General features: G+C 50.4%; 19 protein-coding genes, 1 pseudogene and 1 other annotated feature. Of the genes and pseudogenes, 9 read left to right on the top strand and 11 right to left on the bottom strand.

Going from position 1 to position 20,197, the window contains the following annotated elements; genetic code table 11:
• Position 1: 1 nt before the first annotated feature.
• Positions 2-1,006 carry an NAD-dependent epimerase gene (locus OGX98_RS04080; protein WP_045444607.1) on the bottom strand — a complete coding sequence of 335 codons (1,005 nt, stop codon included), beginning with the start codon at positions 1,004-1,006 and terminating at the stop codon, positions 2-4.
• A 354-nt stretch (positions 1,007-1,360) separates the two neighbouring features.
• Between OGX98_RS04080 and wzzB the strand changes: the two genes are divergently transcribed.
• Positions 1,361-2,344 carry an LPS O-antigen chain length determinant protein WzzB gene (gene wzzB / locus OGX98_RS04085; protein ID WP_045444604.1) on the top strand — a complete coding sequence of 328 codons (984 nt, stop codon included), beginning with the start codon at positions 1,361-1,363 and terminating at the stop codon, positions 2,342-2,344.
• 62 nt (positions 2,345-2,406) lie between these two features.
• Here the strand turns inward: wzzB and hisIE are convergent, their stop codons facing one another.
• The 9 genes from hisIE to hisL form a co-directional block, all read right to left on the bottom strand.
• Positions 2,407-3,018, bottom strand: a complete 612-nt coding sequence (gene hisIE / locus OGX98_RS04090; RefSeq protein ID WP_048221123.1) for a bifunctional phosphoribosyl-AMP cyclohydrolase/phosphoribosyl-ATP diphosphatase HisIE — start codon at positions 3,016-3,018, stop codon at positions 2,407-2,409.
• The gene (gene hisF, locus OGX98_RS04095; RefSeq protein WP_045444599.1) at positions 3,012-3,788 is read right to left on the bottom strand and encodes an imidazole glycerol phosphate synthase subunit HisF; all 777 of its coding nucleotides are present in this window, start codon (positions 3,786-3,788) and stop codon (positions 3,012-3,014) included. Before hisF ends, hisIE begins: the two co-directional genes overlap by 7 nt.
• On the bottom strand, positions 3,770-4,507 hold the full coding sequence (hisA, locus tag OGX98_RS04100) for a 1-(5-phosphoribosyl)-5-[(5-phosphoribosylamino)methylideneamino]imidazole-4-carboxamide isomerase (RefSeq protein ID WP_286594869.1): 738 nt from the start codon (positions 4,505-4,507) through the stop codon (positions 3,770-3,772). Before hisA ends, hisF begins: the two co-directional genes overlap by 19 nt.
• Positions 4,507-5,097, bottom strand: a complete 591-nt coding sequence (gene hisH, locus OGX98_RS04105) for an imidazole glycerol phosphate synthase subunit HisH (protein ID WP_048221125.1) — start codon at positions 5,095-5,097, stop codon at positions 4,507-4,509. Before hisH ends, hisA begins: the two co-directional genes overlap by 1 nt.
• Positions 5,097-6,164: a bifunctional histidinol-phosphatase/imidazoleglycerol-phosphate dehydratase HisB gene (hisB, locus tag OGX98_RS04110; protein ID WP_286594870.1), complete on the bottom strand. Its 1,068-nt coding sequence runs from the start codon at positions 6,162-6,164 to the stop codon at positions 5,097-5,099. The genes hisH and hisB overlap by 1 nt, the downstream gene beginning before the upstream one ends.
• Positions 6,161-7,240, bottom strand: a complete 1,080-nt coding sequence (hisC, locus tag OGX98_RS04115) for a histidinol-phosphate transaminase (RefSeq protein ID WP_286594871.1) — start codon at positions 7,238-7,240, stop codon at positions 6,161-6,163. Before hisC ends, hisB begins: the two co-directional genes overlap by 4 nt.
• On the bottom strand, positions 7,237-8,541 hold the full coding sequence (gene hisD, locus OGX98_RS04120; RefSeq protein WP_286594872.1) for a histidinol dehydrogenase: 1,305 nt from the start codon (positions 8,539-8,541) through the stop codon (positions 7,237-7,239). The genes hisC and hisD overlap by 4 nt, the downstream gene beginning before the upstream one ends.
• Before the next feature lie 5 nt (positions 8,542-8,546).
• Positions 8,547-9,446, bottom strand: coding sequence for an ATP phosphoribosyltransferase (hisG, locus tag OGX98_RS04125; protein WP_045444584.1), 900 nt, complete (start codon positions 9,444-9,446; stop codon positions 8,547-8,549).
• Between the two features lie 47 nt (positions 9,447-9,493).
• Positions 9,494-9,616: a sequence feature (His leader region), on the bottom strand.
• Positions 9,592-9,639: a his operon leader peptide gene (gene hisL / locus OGX98_RS04130; protein WP_100250077.1), complete on the bottom strand. Its 48-nt coding sequence runs from the start codon at positions 9,637-9,639 to the stop codon at positions 9,592-9,594. Its footprint overlaps the feature before it by 25 nt.
• 174 nt (positions 9,640-9,813) lie before the next feature.
• Between hisL and OGX98_RS04135 the strand changes: the two genes are divergently transcribed.
• The 4 genes and pseudogenes from OGX98_RS04135 to plaP all read left to right on the top strand — a co-directional run bounded on the left by OGX98_RS04135 (position 9,814) and on the right by plaP (position 13,242).
• Complete coding sequence (locus tag OGX98_RS04135) at positions 9,814-10,638, top strand: SDR family oxidoreductase (protein WP_045444581.1); 825 nt, start codon at positions 9,814-9,816, stop codon at positions 10,636-10,638.
• A gap of 41 nt (positions 10,639-10,679) precedes the next feature.
• Positions 10,680-11,670, top strand: a pseudogene (locus OGX98_RS04140) (LysR substrate-binding domain-containing protein).
• A 161-nt stretch (positions 11,671-11,831) separates the two neighbouring features.
• On the top strand, positions 11,832-11,894 hold the full coding sequence (yoeI, locus tag OGX98_RS04145; RefSeq protein ID WP_101706264.1) for a membrane protein YoeI: 63 nt from the start codon (positions 11,832-11,834) through the stop codon (positions 11,892-11,894).
• Entirely contained in the window at positions 11,884-13,242 is a 1,359-nt protein-coding gene (plaP, locus tag OGX98_RS04150) for a putrescine/proton symporter PlaP (RefSeq protein WP_045444576.1), read from the top strand. The genes yoeI and plaP overlap by 11 nt, the downstream gene beginning before the upstream one ends.
• Positions 13,243-13,321: 79 nt before the next feature.
• Here plaP and sbcB read toward each other — a convergent pair whose 3' ends face one another.
• Entirely contained in the window at positions 13,322-14,746 is a 1,425-nt protein-coding gene (gene sbcB / locus OGX98_RS04155; RefSeq protein WP_200013259.1) for an exodeoxyribonuclease I, read from the bottom strand.
• Positions 14,747-15,144: 398 nt separating this feature from the next.
• Between sbcB and phsA the strand changes: the two genes are divergently transcribed.
• The 4 genes from phsA to dacD all read left to right on the top strand — a co-directional run bounded on the left by phsA (position 15,145) and on the right by dacD (position 20,102).
• Complete coding sequence (phsA, locus tag OGX98_RS04160) at positions 15,145-17,418, top strand: thiosulfate reductase PhsA (protein ID WP_045444569.1); 2,274 nt, start codon at positions 15,145-15,147, stop codon at positions 17,416-17,418.
• Positions 17,419-17,432: 14 nt separating this feature from the next.
• Positions 17,433-18,011 carry a thiosulfate reductase electron transport protein PhsB gene (phsB, locus tag OGX98_RS04165; protein ID WP_045444566.1) on the top strand — a complete coding sequence of 193 codons (579 nt, stop codon included), beginning with the start codon at positions 17,433-17,435 and terminating at the stop codon, positions 18,009-18,011.
• Positions 18,008-18,775 (top strand): thiosulfate reductase cytochrome B subunit, encoded by a 768-nt coding sequence (gene phsC / locus OGX98_RS04170; protein ID WP_045444563.1) that lies wholly within the window; start codon positions 18,008-18,010, stop codon positions 18,773-18,775. Before phsB ends, phsC begins: the two co-directional genes overlap by 4 nt.
• Positions 18,776-18,929: 154 nt before the next feature.
• Entirely contained in the window at positions 18,930-20,102 is a 1,173-nt protein-coding gene (gene dacD / locus OGX98_RS04175; protein WP_045444560.1) for a serine-type D-Ala-D-Ala carboxypeptidase DacD, read from the top strand.
• Positions 20,103-20,197: the final 95 nt, after the last annotated feature.

Here is a 20,197-nt window from a genome sequence, read left to right on the forward strand (position 1 = left end):
ATTATACTTTGTAGAAATCACGATACCAGTCAACAAAGTTTTTCACGCCATTTTTAACTGTTGTTTCGGGTTTAAAACCAATAATCTCATACAGTGCTTTAGTATCTGCGCTGGTTTCCAGTACGTCGCCAGGCTGTAGTGGCAGCATATTTTTAGCGGCTTCAATACCAAGGGCATCTTCCAATGCCTTGATGTAATCCATCAGTTCAACTGGTGAACTATTTCCAATATTGTATACGCGGTAGGGCGCAATGCTTGTTGCCGGGGTTCCGGTCTCAACGGTCCATTGTGCGTCAACCTGCGGAATGATGTCCTGCAAGCGAATAATTGCCTCTGCGATATCATCAATATAGGTAAAATCACGCTTCATTTTTCCGAAGTTATACACGTCAATACTTTTACCTTCGAGCATTGCTTTGGTGAACTTAAAGAGCGCCATATCAGGGCGACCCCATGGACCGTATACAGTAAAGAAGCGCAGGCCTGTTGTAGGTAGTCCGTACAGGTGCGAATACGTGTGTGCCATTAGTTCATTAGCTTTTTTGGTCGCGGCATACAGAGAAACGGGATGGTCGACCGAATCATCCGTAGAAAAAGGCATTTTGCGGTTCAGGCCGTATACTGAACTGGAGGAGGCATAGAGCAAATGTTGTACTTTATTATGCCGACAACCTTCAAGCACGTTCAGAAAGCCAGTAAGGTTAGAGTCAGCATAGGCGTGCGGGTTTTCGAGCGAATAACGTACGCCAGCCTGTGCGGCAAGATGTATTACACGGTCAAAATGCTCGCTTGAAAAAAGCTCAGCCATCGTGTCCCGATCGGCTAAATCAATTTTATGAAAATTGAAACCGGGTTGCGCCAGTAAATCCAGACGAGCTTGTTTAAGGTTCACGTCGTAATAGTCGTTAAGATTATCAGTACCGACGACTTGGTGGCCTGCCTTCAGGAGGCGCTTGCTAACGTGGAAGCCGATAAAACCAGCGGCTCCCGTAACCAGAAATTTCATTTTTTGTTCCTCTTTCAGGCTAAATTATAGCCAGGTGCCAGCAGGCACCACAAAACAAGAATGATACCGTTAGATGGCAAGAAAGATAATCGTTAAGTGTCATTACGCCAACCTCTGTTTTGGTGATGAAAAACATATTCATGACGTGAATTTGTTGATTAATCAGATTATTCCTCAATAACGGGCATCTGAACGTTGATGTTAATGATTTCCTGAGTAACTTTTTCTGTGATGATTAAAATACCAATCAAAATCCTGTAAACAATCTGCGATTTTTATCAATAATCCTATGGCATTACCCGTATATATGACTACACTATTTCCAGTTTCGGTTTTTCCTCATTTAGGGTATTTATGTCTGTGGGCGATAACAACACATCCGGGCGCAGTAACGATCCGGAACAGATTGATTTGATTGATTTAGTAGTGCAGTTGTGGCGTGGCAAAGTGACGATTATTGTTTGTGTGATTGTTGCGGTTGCGCTGGCGGCAGGCTATCTGATGATTGCTAAAGAAAAATGGACTTCCACAGCAATTATTACCCAGCCGGATGTTGGTCAAATTGCGACCTACAATAACGCATTTAACGTTATATATGGTAACAGTGCGCCAAAAGTAACAGATCTTCAGATGGATGTGGTTGGTCGTTTTAGTACGTCTTTCTCTGCGTTAGCCGAAACACTCGATAACCAGGAAAAACCAGAAAAATTGACCATTGAGCCGTCGGTTAAAGGTCAGCAGCTGCCGCTGGCGGTTTCTTATGTAGGTAATTCAGCAGAAAATGCGCAGCGTCAGCTGTCTGAATACATTCAACAAACTGATGAAAAAGTTGCTAAAGAGCTTGAACTCGACTTGGCTGATAACATCAAGTTGCAAACGACTACGCTTGAAGACTCTTTGAAAACTCAGGAAGTGGTTGCTCAGGAGCAAAAAGAATTGCGAATTAAGCAAATCCAGGAAGCATTGCGCTATGCCGAACAGGCGAATGTAACCAAGCCGCAGCTCCAGCAAACTCAGGATGTTACTCAGGACAGTATGTTCCTTCTGGGTAGTGAAGCCCTGAAATCGATGATTGAGCATGAGTCTACACGTCCCCTGGTGTTCTCTGACAGCTACTTTCAGACCAAACAAAAGCTCTTGGATATCGAGAATCTGAAGCTTGAGGGGGCAGAGATGCACTCCTACCGTTATGTGATGAAACCAAGCTTACCTGTGCGTCGTGATAGTCCGAAAAAAGCAATTACTCTGGTTCTGGCAGTACTGCTGGGTGGGATGATTGGTGCGGGTGTGGTTCTTGGTCGCAACGCTCTGCGTAGTTACAACGCAAAAGCGCAGTAAGTCATCATTTATTTACTGCAAAAGAAAAACCGGGCGTTGCCCGGTTTTTTTGTGTCTGCAGATTACTGATGACGTTTACGTAAATTCTCAATCACCGTGGTCAGATCGAGATCCTGGTCCTGCAACAGAACCAACAGGTGATACATCAGGTCTGATGCTTCATTGGTCAGTTCGAAACGATCATGCACCGTCGCGGCCAATGCGGTCTCGACACCTTCTTCACCGACCTTCTGGGCAATTCGTTTAGTGCCACTTGCATAAAGCTTCGCGGTGTAAGAGCTGGCAGGATCCGCCGTTTTACGTTCAGCAAGCAGTTGTTCAAGTTGATACAGGAAAAGCCACTGATGGCTTGCTTCACCAAAACAACTGCTGGTGCCTTTATGGCAGGTTGGTCCAACTGGATTGACCAGCACCAACAGGGTGTCGTTATCGCAATCGGGTGTAATGCTGACAACATTGAGAAAGTTGCCAGAGGTTTCACCTTTGGTCCACAAACGCTGTTTGGTGCGCGAGAAAAAAGTCACTTTCCCGCTTTCGAGGGTTTTCTCCAGCGCCTCCAGGTTCATATAGCCGAGCATCAATACTTCCCCGGATACCGCATGTTGCACAATGACCGGAATCAGTCCGTCGGTTTTTTCCCAGTCAAGTTCCCGGCTTTGTTGCTTCGTTAGCATATCCTGATCTCCACGCCCTGTGTCGCCAGGTACGTTTTTAATTCACCAATATTAATTATCTGTTTGTGGAAGACTGAAGCTGCGAGTGCGCCGTCGACATCTGCATCTCTGAATGCCTCGAGGAAGTGTTCCATCGTTCCTGCACCACCAGAGGCGATCAGTGGAACATGGCAAACCTCGCGCACTTTTTTTAGCTGCTCCAGATCGTAGCCGTTACGAACACCGTCCTGGTTCATCATATTGAGGACGATTTCGCCTGCCCCGAGTTTTTGCACTTCTTTTACCCAGTCGAGAGTTTCCCACTGGGTGACGCGGGTACGGTTTTCATCACCGGTATATTGATTGACGTGATATTTTCCGGTTTCTGTGTCATGCCAGGTATCAATACCTACCACAATGCACTGCACACCAAAACGGTCAGCCAGGCGGGTAATCAGCGTCGGGTCGGCCAGCGCAGGGGAATTGATTGAGATTTTGTCTGCACCAAAGGTGAGTATTTTGGCTGCGTCTTCCGCCGACTTAATGCCGCCAGCAACACAGAACGGAATGTCTATCACTTCTGCCACACGTGAAACCCAGCTCTTATCAACCACACGGCCATCGCTGGAAGCAGTGATATCGTAGAACACCAGTTCATCCGCACCTTCATCGGCATAACGTTTTGCCAGCGGCACGATGTCGCCAATGATTTCGTGATTGCGAAACTGGACGCCTTTGACAACCTGTCCATCGCGAACGTCCAGACATGGAATTATGCGTTTTGCCAGCATTGGATGGCCTCCTCAACGGTGAATTTACCTTCCAGCAGAGCACGGCCGACGATCACGCCGCGAACGCCTGTCCCGCGCAGAGCGGCCACATCTTCAATATCACCAATACCGCCAGAGGACTGAAATGCCACCTGCGGGTATCTGGTGCAGACCTCTTCATAAAGCGAGACGTTTGAGCCAGCCAGCGTGCCATCGCGGGAGATATCTGTACACAGCACATGCTTCAGGCCAACGGGTAAATAGGTCTCAACCAGTTCTTCCAGCGAAACGCCGGAGTCTTCCTGCCAGCCGCTGACCGCTACCTGTTTGTTGCCCTGGGCATCAATACGCACATCGAGTGCCAGTACCAGCGCATCGGCGCCAAAGCGGGTGAACCAGCCTTTAACCGTCTCTGGTGATTTTACCGCTGTGGATCCGATAACCACACGCGCAACACCCGCGTCCAGCAGGGCTGCAACGTCCTCTTCAGTGCGCACGCCGCCGCCAACCTGTACCGGAACGTTTACGCCAGCGACCAGCGTTTTAATCAGCGGTATTTGTCGTTTCAACGGATCCTTTGCACCGGTCAAATCCACCAGGTGCAAAACCTGCGCACCTTGCGCGGCGTAGTCTTGTAGACGCGGTAAGGGATCGTTGCCGTAATCGCGCTGTTGCGCGTAATCGCCCTGATGGAGGCGTACAACCGTGCCGTCGATTAAATCTAATGCCGGAATAATCATCACATCTCCAGAAAGTTTTTCAGCAACTGCGCCCCTGCGGAACCCGAACGTTCAGGGTGAAACTGCACGCCGAAGAAATTGTCTTTTTGTACTGCAGCGGTAAACGGTTCGCCATAGTTGCACTGAGCGATGGTCCACGGATTCACCGGCATGGCGTAGCTGTGCACAAAATAAAAATATGCGCCGTCCTCAATGCCCTGAAACAGACGGTTCCCGGCCTGCGGATATACGCGGTTCCAGCCCATATGCGGTAGTGGCAGGCCAAAATCGGTCATTTTGGGCACGTCCTGCTCAATAATGCCCAACAGGTCGACACCGTTACTTTCTTCGCTGCGGCGACCGAGAAGTTGCATGCCCAGACAAATCCCTAACACAGGTTGTGTACAGGCTTTGATCAGCTCTATCAGTTCTCGTTCTTGTAACTGATCCATTGCCGACTGCGCGGTGCCAACACCGGGCAGAAAGAGTTTATCGGCGCGCAGTACAACATCGGCGTCACGACTGACAATAGGATCGTATCCATGACGCGCCACGGCGGATTTCACCGAGTTCAGGTTGGCGCAGCCGGTATCGAGGATCACCACATTCATCACAGCACTCCTTTTGAGGAGGGAAGCGTGTCGCCTTCCACGCGAATTGCCTGACGCAGCGTGCGACCAAATGCTTTGAACAAGCTTTCCACGCGGTGGTGGTCATTTTTGCCTTTGGTTTTCAGATGCAGCGTTACACCCATGGTGTAAGAGAGTGAACGGAAAAAGTGTTCAATCATTTCCGTGCTCAGATCGCCGACGCGCTGATAGGTAAATTCAGCCCGGTATTCCAGGTGAGGGCGCCCGGAAATATCCAGTGCGCAGCGTGCCAGACACTCGTCCATCGGCAGTACAAAACCAAAACGGTTGATTCCGCGTTTATCGCCCAGAGCCAGCTTTAAGGCTTCGCCCAGCGCCAGACCGGTATCTTCCACCGTGTGGTGATCGTCGATATACAGATCGCCTTTGACGGTAATTTCCATGCAAAAACCGCCGTGGGTCGAAATTTGATCCAGCATGTGGTCAAAGAAACCAACGCCGGTATTGATTTTGCTGCGACCCTCGCGGTCCAGCCAGACTTTGACGTCAATCTGTGTTTCTTTGGTATTACGCTCAACGTGAGCGTAACGATCGCGTCGGGTTAGCTGTTCGGCAATTATCGACCAGTTCAGGGTTTCACGGTTATAGCGTAATCCGGTAATTCCCATGTTTTCAGCAAGCTGAATATCGGTCGCCCGATCGCCAATGACGTAGCTGTTCGCGGCGTCCAGCGCTTGCTCAACCAGGTACTGTTCGACCAGCTTCACTTTTGGCTTACGGCAATCGCATTCATCCGTTGGCAGATGCGGACAGATCAATACTTCATCAAATTCCACCCCCTGAGAGGTGAATATCTGCATCATCAGGTTGTGCGGGCCGTCAAAATCTACCTGCGGGAAACTTTGCGTTCCCAGGCCATCCTGGTTGGTTATCATCACCAGCTTATAACCTGCCTTTTGCAGTTTCAGTAGCGCAGGGACAACCTCCGGCTCAAAAGCGAGCTTGTCAAAGCGATCAACCTGAAAGTCACTTGGCGGTTCAGAAATCAGGGTTCCATCACGGTCAATAAAAAGATACTTCTGGCTCATACTTGCTCCGCACGTAAGGCGTCAATGACGCGCTGGCTCTCTTCACGGGTTCCGACAGTAATACGCAGGCAGCCGCTTAACGAAGGTTGTTTGTTCTGGTCTCGTAAGATAATGCCCTGATCCCACAGAGATTTAAACACAGAACTGGAGGCGGTAAAGCGGGCCAGAATATAGTTGGTTTCAGAGGTGAAAACCTGCTCCACGCAGGGGATTGTTTTCAGGTTATCGACCAGATACTGGCGCTCTTGCAGGATCTGCGTCACCCGTTTACGCATGGCTGAAATCCCTTGTGGCGTCAGTGCATGGGCGGCGATGTCTGCCACTGGGGTAGAAAGCGGGTAGGGTGCAATCACTTTCAGCAGCAGGTTGATAATTTCTTCATTAGCCAGCGTAAATCCGCAGCGCAAGCCTGCAAGGGCAAACGCTTTGGAAAGCGTGCGCAGGACCACCAGGTTCGGATATTCAGAAAGCCAGCCTGCCAGCGTTGCCTGCGGACAAAACTCAATATAGGCTTCATCGGCGACCACGATGGCTTTCCCCTGCGTCATGTCGAGCAGTGAGCGCAGGTCCTGTGGGTTGATCAACTGACCTGTTGGATTATTCGGGCTGCAAACGTAGACAACCTTTACACCATCAAGCTTCTCAGCTATGCCCTGTAAATCCAGTTGCCAGTCGTCAAGAGTAGGGACGGTGCGGCATTCAACGCCGATGGTTTCGGCGCTGACGCTGTACATGCCATAGGTTGGCGGGCAGTAGAGAATCGCATCTTTGCCGGGTTCACAAAATGCGCGGATCAACAGCTCAATACCTTCGTCTGCCCCACGACTGACCAGTACCTGCTGTGGTTTCACGTCTGCGTACTGTGCGTAGTTCTCGATCACCGCTTTCGGCTGACATTCCGGATAGCGGTTTAGCGTCTGCTGGCTTAACTGGAATTCAACAGCGGTCGGAAACTCATTAGCATTCAGCCAGACATCGCCATTACCGCCCAGACGGCGGGCGGACTGATAGGGCGTCAGCTCACGAACATTTTTACGGGCTAAATCGGTAACGCTGAGAATGTTATCAGTACTCATGCTTGCTCCTTCAGGGCGTTAACACGCAGGGTGACGGCATTTTTGTGGGCGGTCAGTCGCTCAGCGGCGGCCAGCGTTTCAATCGTAGAGGCCAGGGCTGAGAAACCTTGCGGTGATAATTCCTGTACGGTCATCCGTTTCTGGAAATCAGCCAGCCCAAGACTTGAGCAGGTTGCCGTATAGCCATAGGTTGGCAGGACGTGGTTGGTACCTGAAGCGTAATCACCCGCCGATTCCGGCGACCAGTCACCGAGAAATACCGAACCGGCACTGGTGATGTCATCAACCAGTTCCCGCGCGTTACGGGTCTGAATAATCAAATGTTCCGGACCGTACTGATTAGAGATGGCGATGCATTGCTGCAAATCTTTAGTCACAATCAGGCGACTGGCGCTTAACGCCTGACGAGCGGTTTCCGCGCGAGGCAGTTCAGCAAGCTGGCGTTCTACCGCTTCAGCGACACGGCGTGCGATATCAGCATCCGGCGTCAGCAGGATCACCTGAGAGTCCGGTCCGTGTTCGGCCTGAGAAAGTAAGTCAGAGGCGACGAAATCCGGTGTTGCGCCGCTGTCGGCAATCACCAGCACTTCTGACGGGCCCGCAGGCATATCGATTGCCGCACCGTCCAGACGCTGGCTGATCTGGCGTTTGGCCTCGGTCACAAAGGCATTACCGGGTCCGAAAATTTTGTCCACTTTCGGTACAGATTCGCTACCAAAGGCCAGCGCGGCGATGGCCTGCGCGCCTCCGACGTTAAACACGTCCTGTACCCCGCATAACTGCGCCGCATACAAAATTTCATCGGCAATAGGCGGCGGGGAACACAGCACTACTTTTTTGCATCCCGCTATACGAGCTGGAGTGGCAAGCATTAATACCGTAGAGAAGAGCGGTGCAGACCCTCCGGGAATATACAGGCCAACAGAGTTCACCGGACGGGTCACCTGCTGGCAGCGCACGCCGGGCTGCGTTTCGATATCTACTGGTGGCAGTTTTTGCGCGTTATGGAAAGTTTCGATGTTGTTTACCGCCACAGCCATGGCCTGCTTGAGGTCATCACTCAGGCGTGCGCTGGCGGCGGCAATGTCTTCGGCGCTGACTTTCAGCGCACTGACTGTGGTTTTATCAAACTTTGCGCTGTATTCGCGCAGCGCCGTATCACCACGTGATTTGACGTTATCCAGAATGTCGCTGACGGTACGGGTGATGCTGTCTGAGGCGGAAATTGCCGGGCGCATCAGTAATTCGCGTTGCTGCTCGGGGCTACAGCTATTCCAGTCAATGATTGTGCTAAAGCTCATGGCGATTACTCCATCATCTTCTCAATCGGCAGTACCAGAATCGAGCTGGCACCGAGCGCTTTCAGTTTTTCCATGGTTTCCCAGAACAGGGTTTCGCTGCTGACCATGTGCATTGCCACTCGCTGCTGATCGCCCGCCAGCGGCAGAATGGTTGGGCGTTCAGCACCCGGAAGCAGGGCGATGACATCTTCCAGACGTTCGCTTGGAGCGTGCATCATGATGTACTTGGATTCGCGGGCCTGGATAACACCCTGAATGCGGGTCAGTAATTTATCAATCAGCTGTTGCTTGGCTTCAGCCATCTCGCCATCGCGTTGAATCAGGCAGGCTTTGGAACGGTAAATGACCTCCACTTCACGCAGGCCGTTGGCTTCCAGTGTGGCGCCAGTTGAAACCAGATCACAGATAGCATCGGCCAGTCCGGCACGCGGCGCGACTTCAACAGAACCGTTTAACAGACAGGATTTAAACGAGACGCCTTTTTGATCGAGGTAGCGTTTGAGCAGGTGCGGATAAGAGGTCGCGATACGTTTGCCGTCCAGCGCTGACGGGCCGTCCCATGCTTCGTCAACGGGGGTAGCCAGCGAGAGACGGCAGCCGCCGAAGTCCAGTCGACGCAGTGTAAAGTAGCGTGGATCTTCGCCCTGTGCCCGTCGGTTGAGCAGTTCCTCTTCCAGAACGTTTTCACCAATGATGCCAAGATCCACGACGCCATCCATTACCAGACCCGGGATATCGTCATCACGCACGCGGAGAATATCAATCGGCATATTCTCTGCCATCGCAATCAGGCGCTGGGTGTGAAGATTAATTTTAATGCCACAGCGGGCCAGTAATTCGCGTGAATCATCGCTTAAACGGCCTGATTTCTGCATAGCTATGCGTAAACGGGTGTTGTCTAACATTCTCTGTTCCTCGTTATCCTGTCTGAATTGGTCTGGGTTGCGCGCCAAAAAAAAAGCCCCCGGAAGAATTCTTCCGGGGGCTCTCTCATACGCTCATGCACCACTGGAAGATTTAAATGTCTCCCAGCACACATCGCCTGAAAGACTAGTCAGGATGATGGTGGTGATGGTGTTTAAATTGAGCGCGTGTCATAAAATTTCTCGATGAATGCTTATTCATTTGATGTCTTTTAACCTAAACCACTTCAGCCACGGAAAGCAAGGGCTTTTTTTGATCATTAATTCATTTCATATTGATACTATGAATTGTCAGCCACCGTGGGCTGGCGTAGCCTTGAGTTATAGGCCAAAAGTCAGGAGAGAAGGCATGAAAAAGGTCGCAATTGTCGGGTTAGGTTGGTTAGGCATGCCGTTAGCCATGTCACTGGCGGCGAGAGGCTGGCAGGTCACCGGCAGCAAAACCACTTTGGATGGTGTAGAAGCGGCCCGAATGAGCGGTATTGAGAGCTACTCGTTACGCCTGGAGCCTGAACTGGTCTGTGAGCCAGATGATCTTGATGCGTTAATGGACGCCGATGCGCTGGTGATCACGCTGCCCGCACGCCGGAGCGGTCCTGGTGAGGATTTTTATCTGCAGGCGATGCAGGAACTGGTCGACAGTGCGCTGGCGTATCGTATTCCTCGGATTATTTTTACCAGCTCTACGTCGGTCTATGGCGATGTACAGGGGATGGTAAAAGAGGGCTCGCCGCGTAATCCGGTTACGGCAAGCGGTCGCGTTCTGAAAGAACTGGAAGACTGGCTGCACAACCTGCCGGGGACCTCGGTCGATATTCTGCGTCTGGCCGGGTTAGTTGGACCGGGAAGACACCCTGGCCGTTTTTTTGCGGGTAAAACGGCTCCTGACGGACAACACGGGGTTAATCTGGTGCATCTGGATGATGTTGTTTCGGCAATCACCTTGTTGTTACAGGCACCTAAAGGGGGACACATCTATAATATATGTGCGCCTATGCATCCTGCGCGTAATGTGTTCTATCCCCAGATGGCTCGTTTGTTGGGTATGGAGCCGCCAACTTTCCGGGACAGTGTGGATAACGGTAAAGGTAAAGTCATTGATGGCAACCGCATTTGTAATGAGCTTGGGTTCGAGTACCAGTATCCTGATCCGCTGGTGATGCCGATGGAGTGACAGACCAGCAGAGTGCCGCTGTATACCGCCAGGGGGCGAGTATGAAACCACTGCTGGACGTTCTGATCATCCTTGATGCGTTAGAGAAAGAGGGAAGCTTCGCGGCGGCGTCGGCAAAATTGTTTAAGACGCCGTCGGCGCTGAGCTATACCGTCCATAAGCTGGAGAGCGACCTCAATATTCAGTTGCTGGATCGCAGCGGACATCGGGCGAAATTTACCCGTACCGGTCAGATGCTGCTGGAAAAGGGGAGGGAGGTACTGCACACCGTCCGCGAACTTGAAAAACAGGCGATCAAACTGCATGAGGGTTGGGAAAACCAACTGGTTATCGGTGTGGATGATACGTTTCCCTTTTCGCTTCTTGCCCCGCTCATCGAATCTTTTTACCAACATCACAGTGTGACTCGCCTTAAATTTATTAACGGCGTGCTGGGAGGCTCCTGGGATGCTCTTACCCAGGGACGGGCAGATATTATTGTCGGTGCGATGCACGAACCGCCCTCGGCAAGCGAATTCGGTTTTGCGCGTTTAGGCGATCTTGAGCAGGTTTTTGTGGTCGCTCCCCATCATCCGTTGGCGCAGGAAGAAGAACCATTGAATCGCCGAACCATCAAACGGTATCGCGCTATCGTTGTGGGAGATAATGATAATGCGCATTCTGCGAATTCGTCCGGAACTCAGTTATTTGATGATCAGGAAGCTATTACTGTTTTCGATTTTAAGACCAAGCTGGAATTGCAAATTAGTGGCCTGGGGTGTGGCTATATGCCGCGTTATCTGGCACAGCGATTTTTGGACAGTGGCGCGCTTATTGAGAAGAAAGTGGTCGCGCAAATTATGTTTGAGCCGGTGTGGATTGGCTGGAATGAACAGACCTCTGGATTAGCAAGCGTCTGGTGGCGGGATGAGATTTTAGCAAATAGTGCTATTGCGGGTGTCTATGTAAAAACGGTTGCCGATAAATCAAACAGTTAAGAAAAAATATTATTATACAGTAGCCTCATTCTCTTGTTATTTCTCCCCACTTTAGTGCAAAATACGCCGCTTGCAAAAAATGACATTAACCGACGTTTTAATACGCGTCGGTTATTTTTTTGCATCAAACCAATCATTCATAAAAGAGGCCGGGCTTCGTACCGGATAGATACTTACTAAAAACCGACAGTTGTTGTCGCTGAGGAATCCATAAAAATGGGGCAATTTTTTGCTTACGCGACGGTGTTCACCGTAAAGGGGAATGACCATGTCGCATAACGTTACTCCAAACACCTCTCGCGTGGAATTACGTAAAACGCTTACGTTGGTTCCGGTTGTTATGATGGGCCTTGCCTATATGCAGCCGATGACGCTGTTCGATACATTTGGTATCGTTTCGGGCCTCACAGACGGTCACGTGCCGACGGCATATGCCTTCGCGCTGGTCGCCATTCTGTTTACAGCGCTGAGCTACGGGAAGCTGGTACGTCGTTACCCTTCTGCTGGCTCTGCGTACACCTATGCCCAGAAATCTATTAGTCCTACTGTAGGTTTTATGGTGGGTTGGTCTTCTCTGCTCGATTACCTGTTCGCGCCGATGATCAACATTCTGCTGGCAAAAATTTACTTTGAAGCCCTCGTGCCTTCGATTCCGTCGTGGGTATTTGTTATCGCCCTGGTGGCGTTTATGACGGCATTCAACCTGCGTAGTCTCAAATCCGTCGCTAACTTCAATACCGTGATTGTGGTGTTGCAGGTTGTGCTGATTGCGGTCATTTTGGGCATGGTGGTTTACGGTGTATTTGAAGGCGAAGGTGCCGGTACGCTGGTGAGTTCCCGTCCATTCTGGTCAGGCGATGCGCACGTTATTCCGATGATCACCGGTGCGACGATTCTGTGCTTCTCCTTTACAGGATTTGACGGCATCAGCAACTTGTCGGAAGAAACTAAAGATGCCGAGCGCGTAATTCCACGTGCTATCTTCCTGACCGCGCTGATTGGTGGCCTGATCTTTATTGTCTCCACCTATCTGTTGCAGCTGTACTTCCCGGATATCTCGCGCTTCAAGGACCCGGATGCTTCGCAGCCAGAAATTATGCTGTATGTAGCTGGTAAGTTCTTCCAGGTTGGCGCACTGATTTTCTCCACCATTACCGTACTGGCATCCGGTATGGCGGCGCATGCAGGCGTAGCGCGTCTGATGTATGTGATGGGGCGTGACGGTGTCTTCCCGAAAAGTTTCTTCGGTTATGTGCACCCGAAATGGCGTACTCCGTCCATGAACATCATTCTGGTTGGGGCGATTGCCCTGCTGGCAATCAACTTCGACCTGGTGATGGCAACGGCGCTGATTAACTTTGGTGCGCTGGTGGCGTTTACCTTCGTTAACCTGTCGGTGATCTCCCAGTTCTGGATCCGTGAGAAGCGCAACAAGACGCTGAAAGACCACTTCCAGTACCTGTTCCTGCCGATGTGCGGTGCGCTGACCGTTGGTGCGCTGTGGGTGAACCTGGAAGAGAGCTCTATGGTTCTGGGTCTGATCTGGGCTGGTATTGGTCTGATTTACCTGGCTTGCGTGACCAAAAGTTTCCGCAACCCGGTACCGCAGTACGAAGATGTTGCATAACAACTGACTTTTCTGCGCCGGTTTGCCCGGCGCATAATTAAAAACCGGAGAATTTCTCCGGTTTTTTTATGTCTGCGTTTTACACAATCTCTTCAGCGTATTGCCAGAGCGATTTCAGCAGCATCAGTTTCTCTTTGTTATCAGCGTACTGCTGACTCAGTGTCTGCAGTTCATTGGCGTAATTTTGCAAAAACTCTGGAGTGAACACCTGGCGGCGATGTTCCAGCCAGCGCTGTTGTTCGGTTTCATCCAGCGTGCCGGGGAAGTTGCGGGCGCGGTAATTAAACAGCAGTTTTTCAATGCGTTTATCGACGAAGGTGATGTCCAGCGCCGGTAAATTACGCGGGTCGGTCTCCAGAACGATTTTCATCGCGGCGCGGTCGGCATCACTGAAAAAACCGTTATACAGTTGGGCATCCACGTTATCTGATGGGGCGAAAGGCTCGGCTTCGGCAAAAATGGCCACTACTTTATCGCGGACCTGCGGGTTTTCGCGCAGGACTTTAAGATTATCCAGACAATGCTGACGGTTAATCCCGAGGCGATCGGCATCTTCCGGGCGGAGTGTATTGGCTTGCGCCAGCACCGGACATTTGTTGATGTGCACCAGTTTTACCGGTACCGCCACGTTATCGCCCAAGTCGGCTTTAGCCGTGTACAGGCGCTCGCGCAGAGTGTCGCTGTCCAGCTCAAGCAGAGGAGAAATATCACCGGCTAAATCGACCATGATAACCGCGTTGCGATTGTCCGGATGCCAGGCGAGCGGAGCGACCCAACTGGTGTTACCTCGCCATGCGCCGAACATGCCGGAGACATGCACCAGGGGTTTCATTTGTGGAACGTCAATCAGGGCGGTCAGTTTGTGCTTATTACGATGGCTATAAAGATAGTCAAACAGGCGCGGCTGACGTGACTTAACCAGTTGTGCCATTGCAATAGTCGCGTAGACGTCTGCCATCGCATCGTGGGCATTGGCATGTTCAATGCCGTTGGCTTTGGTCAAATGTTCAAGCCGGAAGCTGGGCAAACCGTCGTCGTTTTCTGGCCAGTTAATCCCTTCTGGACGCAGTGCATAACATGCGCGCATCACATCCAGTAAATCCCAGCGTGAATTATCGTGTTGCCAGCTCCAGGCATAAGGATCGTAAAAATTGCGATACAGAATATTGCGTGTCACTTCATCATCGAAGCGGACATTGTTATAGCCCAGGATACAGGTTTTCGGCACGGTAAACAGCGAGTGAATACGTGCAGCAAAAGCAGCCTCATTCTCTCCCTTTTCACGCGCTTCCTGCGGCGTAATACCGGTGATCAGTACCGCCTCTGGTTGTGGCAGATAATCGTCTGCAGGCTTGCAATAAAAGACTTCAGGTTCACCAATAATGTTGAACTCGCTATCTGTGCGGATAGCTGCGAACTGTGCGGGTCTGTCCAGCGCCGGATGGGTGCCAAAGGTTTCGTAATCGTGGAAGAGAAAAGTCGGGTGCTGCTTGCCGTCATTCATTGTTCAGTTATGTCCGGGATCAATTTAGCGCTTTTCTAAGAATACCAAAAATGAGCGCGGTAATCAGCAAAGTGATTATCATTCCTGGGTACTGGCCGCATTAAAATTGAGATAAACAAGAGCTGATTAAATGAGATAAATTATTTTTTTAGTTTTAAAGGAAATTACCGGAATAAATTTTCCTGAAGGCTGGTGTTTAGAAAAATCTGATTGCGAACAATTATTGTTATTTTTACGGTTAATTGTTGTGTTTTGGAAATTTTAAAAGTCTTTTATAAACAAAGGCTTTTATTTCTAATGATTAATGGTGGTTTAGTGTAATGAAATGTGAGTGATGTTAAAAACTAATAATTTAAACGCCATATAATCATTGGATATATCTAATAACAGGAGGTTATATGAGCATTAGTCGGCGTAATTTTTTGCGAGGAGTGGGGATTGGTTGCTCTGCTTGTGCAATAGGAAGTTTCCCACCTGGTGCACTGGCGCGGAATTCGCCTGAGAGCATTAAAGGCAAAACAGCGCTCACGCCAAGTCTGTGCGAAATGTGTTCATTTCGTTGCCCAATTCAAGCGCAGGTCATTAATAATAAAACCGTTTTTATCCAGGGTAATCCCAATGCGCCTCAACAAGGTACGCGAGTTTGCGCGCGAGGGGGAAGTGGCGTCAGCCTGGTCAACGACCCACATCGTATCGTTAAACCGATGAAGCGTACCGGCCCCCGCGGTAGCGGTGAATGGCAGGTCATTAGCTGGCAACAGGCTTATAAAGAAATTGCTGAAAAAATGGGTGCCATAAAAGAGCAGTATGGTCCCCAGGGCATTGTGTTCTCTTCTAAATCAGGTTCGCTTTCCGGCCATTTATTTCACCTGGCGACGGCCTTTGGTTCGCCTAATACCTTCACTCACGCCTCAACATGTCCCGCAGGAAAATCTATTGCCGCTAAGGTGATGATGGGGGGCGATTTAGCAATGGATATTGCCAATACCCGCTATATGGTTTCCTTTGGTCATAACTTGTATGAAGGCATTGAGGTTGCCGACACGCATGAACTGATGACCGCGCAGGAGAAGGGGGCGAAGATGGTCAGCTTCGATCCTCGTTTGTCCGTGTTTTCCAGTAAAGCGGATGAATGGCATGCGATCAAACCTGGTGGTGATTTACCGGTGCTTATGGCCATGTGCCACGTCATGATTAAAGAAAAGCTCTATGACGCACAGTTTGTTGAACGCTACACCACGGGATTTGCGCAACTGGTCGAGGCAGTACAAGAGACTACCCCTGAATGGGCGCAAAAACTGGCCGATGTGCCTGCGGATGTCATTACCCGCGTTACCCGGGAAATGGCAGCTTGTGCGCCTCACGCCATCGTTAGTCCGGGCCACCGTGCGACGTTTTCTCAGGAAGAGATCGACATGCGGCGGATGATTTTCACCCTCAATGTGTTGATGGGGAATATTGAACGTGAAGGTGGTATGTACCAGAAAAAAAATGCCGCCACCTACAACAAACTGGCTGGTGAAAAAGTCGCCCCGGTGCTGGCGAAACCTGATGCCAAGTTGGCGAAACCTGCAGCACAACGTATTGATATGGTCGCGCCGCAGTTTAAGTACATCGCGGCGGGCGGTGGGGTTGTGCAGAGTATTATCGATGCCGTGTTAAATCAGACACCGTATCCGGTGAAGGGATGGATTATGTCCCGACATAATCCTTTTCAAACCGTAACCTGCCGACCCGATTTGGTCAAAACCGTTGAACAACTGGATCTTGTGGTCAGCTGTGATGTTTATTTAAGCGAAAGTGCGGCGTATGCCGATTATCTGCTTCCGGAGTGTACCTACCTCGAGCGCGATGAAGAGGTTTCTGATATGTCCGGGCTAAATCCGGCCTATGCGCTGCGTCAGCAGGTTGTTGAGCCTGTTGGCGATGCGCGTCCGAGCTGGCAGATCTGGAAAGAGCTGGGAGAACAGTTAGGGCTGGGACAATTTTATCCGTGGCAAGATATGCAAACACGGCAGTTATATCAACTGAATGGCGACCATGCTTTATCTGCTGAACTGCGCCAGAAGGGATACCGCGAATGGGGCATCCCATTGTTATTGCGCGAACCTGAAATGGTACGCCAGTTTACGGCACAGTATCCCGCTGCGGTAGCAGTTGACAGCGACGGCACTTACGGCGAGCAACTCCGATTCAAATCCCCGTCAGGAAAAATCGAACTTTATTCCGAAGAGCTGGAGACATTACTACCCGGCTACGGTAGCCCGCGAGCCCGTAATTTTGCGCTTAAGGGGGATAACGAACTCTATTTTATCCAGGGCAAAGTGGCGGTTCACACAAACGGTGCGACGCAATATGTTCCTCTGCTTAGTGAGCTGATGTGGGATAACGCAGTATGGATACACCCGAAAACAGCACAAGAAAAAGGGATCAAAAGCGGGGACGACATCTGGCTGGAAAACGCGACGGGTAAAGAGAAAGGTAAGGCGCTGGTAACAGCTGGTATTCGACCCGATACGCTGTTCGTCTATATGGGATTTGGCGCCAAGGCCGGGGCCAGGACGGCTGCGACAACGCATGGTATTCACTGCGGTAATTTACTTCCGCATGTGACCAGTCCGGTTTCCGGGACGGTGGTTCACACTGCTGGCGTTACGCTGAGTCGGGCATGAGAAAGGAGAACATCATGAATCATTCAACAAACCCCTATGTCATGCTGCATGACGAGAAACGCTGTATTGGCTGTCAGGCGTGTACGGTTGCCTGCAAAGTACTTAATGATGTACCCGAGGGTTACAGCCGGCTGCAGGTGCAGATCCGTTCACCGGAAAATGAGCCTCAGGTTCTGTCTCATTTTCAGTTTGTGCGAGTCTCCTGCCAGCATTGTGAAGATGCGCCTTGTGTCAGCGTCTGCCCGACCGGCGCGTCTTACCGTGATGAGAATGGCATTGTACAAGTCGACAAATCGCGTTGTATTGGCTGCGACTATTGTGTCGCCGCTTGTCCGTTCCATGTGCGCTACCTTAACCCGCAAACAGGAATCGCTGACAAATGTAACTTCTGCTCGGATACCCGCCTGGATGCCGGACAATCACCAGCATGTGTTTCTGTTTGTCCGACGGATGCGCTGAAATTTGGCCGCCGCGATGACCCGGAAATTCAGCACTGGATTAATCAAAAAGCGGTTTATCGCCAGCAGGAAAAACGAAGTGGCGAGGTGAGTCTTTATCGACGTAAAGAGATCCATCAGGAGGGGAAAGTATGAATGCTATCTGGGGAGCAGAGCTTAATTATGCGCCGGATTACTGGCCGCTGTGGCTCATTTATGCAGGTGTTATCATTCTGATGATGATTATTGGCCTGATCGCACATGCACTGTTGCGTCGGATGCTGGCACCCAAAACGGCAGGCGGAGAAGAGCATCGTGACTACCTCTATTCGTTAGCAGTCCGTCGTTGGCACTGGGGGAATGCACTGTTATTCATCCTGCTTCTGCTGAGCGGCTTATTTGGTCACTTTTCTGTCGGCCCTGTGGCCTTAATGGTGCAGGTGCATACCTGGTGTGGCTTTGCATTGCTCGCCTTCTGGGTTGGCTTTGTGCTGATAAACGCAACCAGCGGTAATGGCTGTCACTACCGTGTGAAATTTAACGGGCTGATTTCGCGCTGCTTGCTGCAAACGCGCTTTTATCTGTATGGGATCATGAAAGGCGAAGCGCATCCCTTTGCGGCTACGGCGGATAATAAATTTAACCCTCTGCAACAACTGGCATATCTGGCCATTATGTATGCGCTGGTTCCGTTATTAATCATCACCGGTTTGCTGTGTCTTTACCCGCAGGTTATCGGAGCAGGTCCGGTAATGTTAGTGCTGCATATGGCGTTAGCGATTGTTGGCATTCTGTTTATTTGTGCACATATTTACCTGTGCACATTAGGCGACACGCCGACACAAATATTTCGTAGCATGATTGATGGCTATCATCGTCATCGTAGTCATCACACAGAAGCGCAGCCACGTAAAGGGTAATTAATCTAGTACGCATCGCGCACGATACGTACATTTAACACCCATATCACCTTGCAAGAAAATGTGCTTTATGTCACATTTTCTTGCAATTTATCCCTGTTTATTCGACTAAACTTCCGTAAAAAGAACGGCTATTTCTCCTATTCCTGAGGACATGCTGTTGAAATGCCGTTTGTTTGTTGCCGCTTCTCTGTTCGCGATGAGTTTTTCGTCCGCCTTTGCGGCGGATGTCACCAGTTTTGCTCCCCAGCCTCCAGCCATAAATGCCGGGGCGTGGGTGCTTATGGATTACACCACGGGCCAAATTCTTACCGCAGGTAATGAACACCAGCAGCGCAATCCCGCCAGCCTCACCAAACTGATGACAGGTTATGTTGTTGATCGCGCAATCGACAGCCACCGCATCAGCCCGACCGATATTGTTACCGTTGGACGAGATGCCTGGGCAAAAGATAATCCGGTATTCGTGGGCTCATCATTAATGTTCCTGAAAGAAGGCGATCGTGTTTCAGTGCGTGATTTAAGCCGCGGCTTAATTGTCGATTCTGGTAATGATGCCTGTGTCGCGTTGGCTGATTACATTGCCGGTGGACAGCCACAGTTTGTCGACATGATGAACAGCTATGTGAAAAAGCTAAAGCTTCAGGACACGCATTTCGAAACGGTACACGGACTGGATGCGCCAGGTCAGCACAGTTCTGCTTACGATCTGGCCGTGCTATCCCGGGCAATCATTCATGGAGAGCCTGATTTTTACCATATGTATAGTGAGAAAAGCCTTACATGGAATGGCATCACGCAGCAGAACCGTAACGGATTGTTGTGGGATAAGACGATGAATGTCGATGGGTTGAAAACGGGGCACACGTCTGGTGCCGGATTTAATCTAATCGCATCTGCTGTTGATGGACAGCGCCGTTTGATTGCTGTTGTCATGGGCGCTGAGAGTGCGAAAGGGCGCGAAGATCAGGCGCGCAAACTGTTGCTATGGGGACAGCAAAACTTCGACACAGTGCAGATTTTGCGTAGCGGTAAGCAGGTAGGTGTTGAGCGGATTTGGTATGGCGATAAAGAAAAAATTAGCCTGGGTACTGAGCAGGATTTCTGGATGGCACTGCCGAAAACGGAAGTTCAAAACATTAAAGCAAAGTATGTGCTTGATAAGAAAGAACTGGTTGCCCCTATTGCTGCGCATCAACGCGTGGGTGAGATTGAACTCTATGACCGAGATCAGCTCGTGGCACACTGGCCGCTGATGACGCTGGAGTCAGTTGGCGAAGGCGGCATGTTTTCTCGTCTGAGCGATTATTTTCACCATAAAGTGTAATTAATTGCTTGTGGTTCTGACTGGCAAGAGTGCGAATCTGCTCACATAATGAACACTGTTTCCTTGTTGTCGTAATAAGCAATAATTATACTGTA

It is taken from the genome of Citrobacter sp. Cm046 (assembly GCF_030333065.1).
Lineage (GTDB): Bacteria > Pseudomonadota > Gammaproteobacteria > Enterobacterales > Enterobacteriaceae > Citrobacter > Citrobacter murliniae.

Coding starts and splice junctions, on each gene's coding strand:
- hisH (WP_048221125.1), bottom strand. CDS start 5,097: ATGAATGTGGTGATCCTCGATACCGGCTGCGCCAACCTGAACTCGGTG.
- dacD (WP_045444560.1), top strand. CDS start 18,930: ATGCTGTTGAAATGCCGTTTGTTTGTTGCCGCTTCTCTGTTCGCGATG.
- plaP (WP_045444576.1), top strand. CDS start 11,884: ATGTCGCATAACGTTACTCCAAACACCTCTCGCGTGGAATTACGTAAA.
- hisD (WP_286594872.1), bottom strand. CDS start 8,541: ATGAGCTTTAGCACAATCATTGACTGGAATAGCTGTAGCCCCGAGCAG.
- sbcB (WP_200013259.1), bottom strand. CDS start 14,746: ATGAATGACGGCAAGCAGCACCCGACTTTTCTCTTCCACGATTACGAA.
- wzzB (WP_045444604.1), top strand. CDS start 1,361: ATGTCTGTGGGCGATAACAACACATCCGGGCGCAGTAACGATCCGGAA.
- phsB (WP_045444566.1), top strand. CDS start 17,433: ATGAATCATTCAACAAACCCCTATGTCATGCTGCATGACGAGAAACGC.
- phsC (WP_045444563.1), top strand. CDS start 18,008: ATGAATGCTATCTGGGGAGCAGAGCTTAATTATGCGCCGGATTACTGG.
- OGX98_RS04135 (WP_045444581.1), top strand. CDS start 9,814: ATGAAAAAGGTCGCAATTGTCGGGTTAGGTTGGTTAGGCATGCCGTTA.
- hisA (WP_286594869.1), bottom strand. CDS start 4,507: ATGATTATTCCGGCATTAGATTTAATCGACGGCACGGTTGTACGCCTC.
- hisC (WP_286594871.1), bottom strand. CDS start 7,240: ATGAGTACTGATAACATTCTCAGCGTTACCGATTTAGCCCGTAAAAAT.
- phsA (WP_045444569.1), top strand. CDS start 15,145: ATGAGCATTAGTCGGCGTAATTTTTTGCGAGGAGTGGGGATTGGTTGC.
- OGX98_RS04080 (WP_045444607.1), bottom strand. CDS start 1,006: ATGAAATTTCTGGTTACGGGAGCCGCTGGTTTTATCGGCTTCCACGTT.
- hisG (WP_045444584.1), bottom strand. CDS start 9,446: ATGTTAGACAACACCCGTTTACGCATAGCTATGCAGAAATCAGGCCGT.
- hisF (WP_045444599.1), bottom strand. CDS start 3,788: ATGCTGGCAAAACGCATAATTCCATGTCTGGACGTTCGCGATGGACAG.
- hisIE (WP_048221123.1), bottom strand. CDS start 3,018: ATGCTAACGAAGCAACAAAGCCGGGAACTTGACTGGGAAAAAACCGAC.
- hisB (WP_286594870.1), bottom strand. CDS start 6,164: ATGAGCCAGAAGTATCTTTTTATTGACCGTGATGGAACCCTGATTTCT.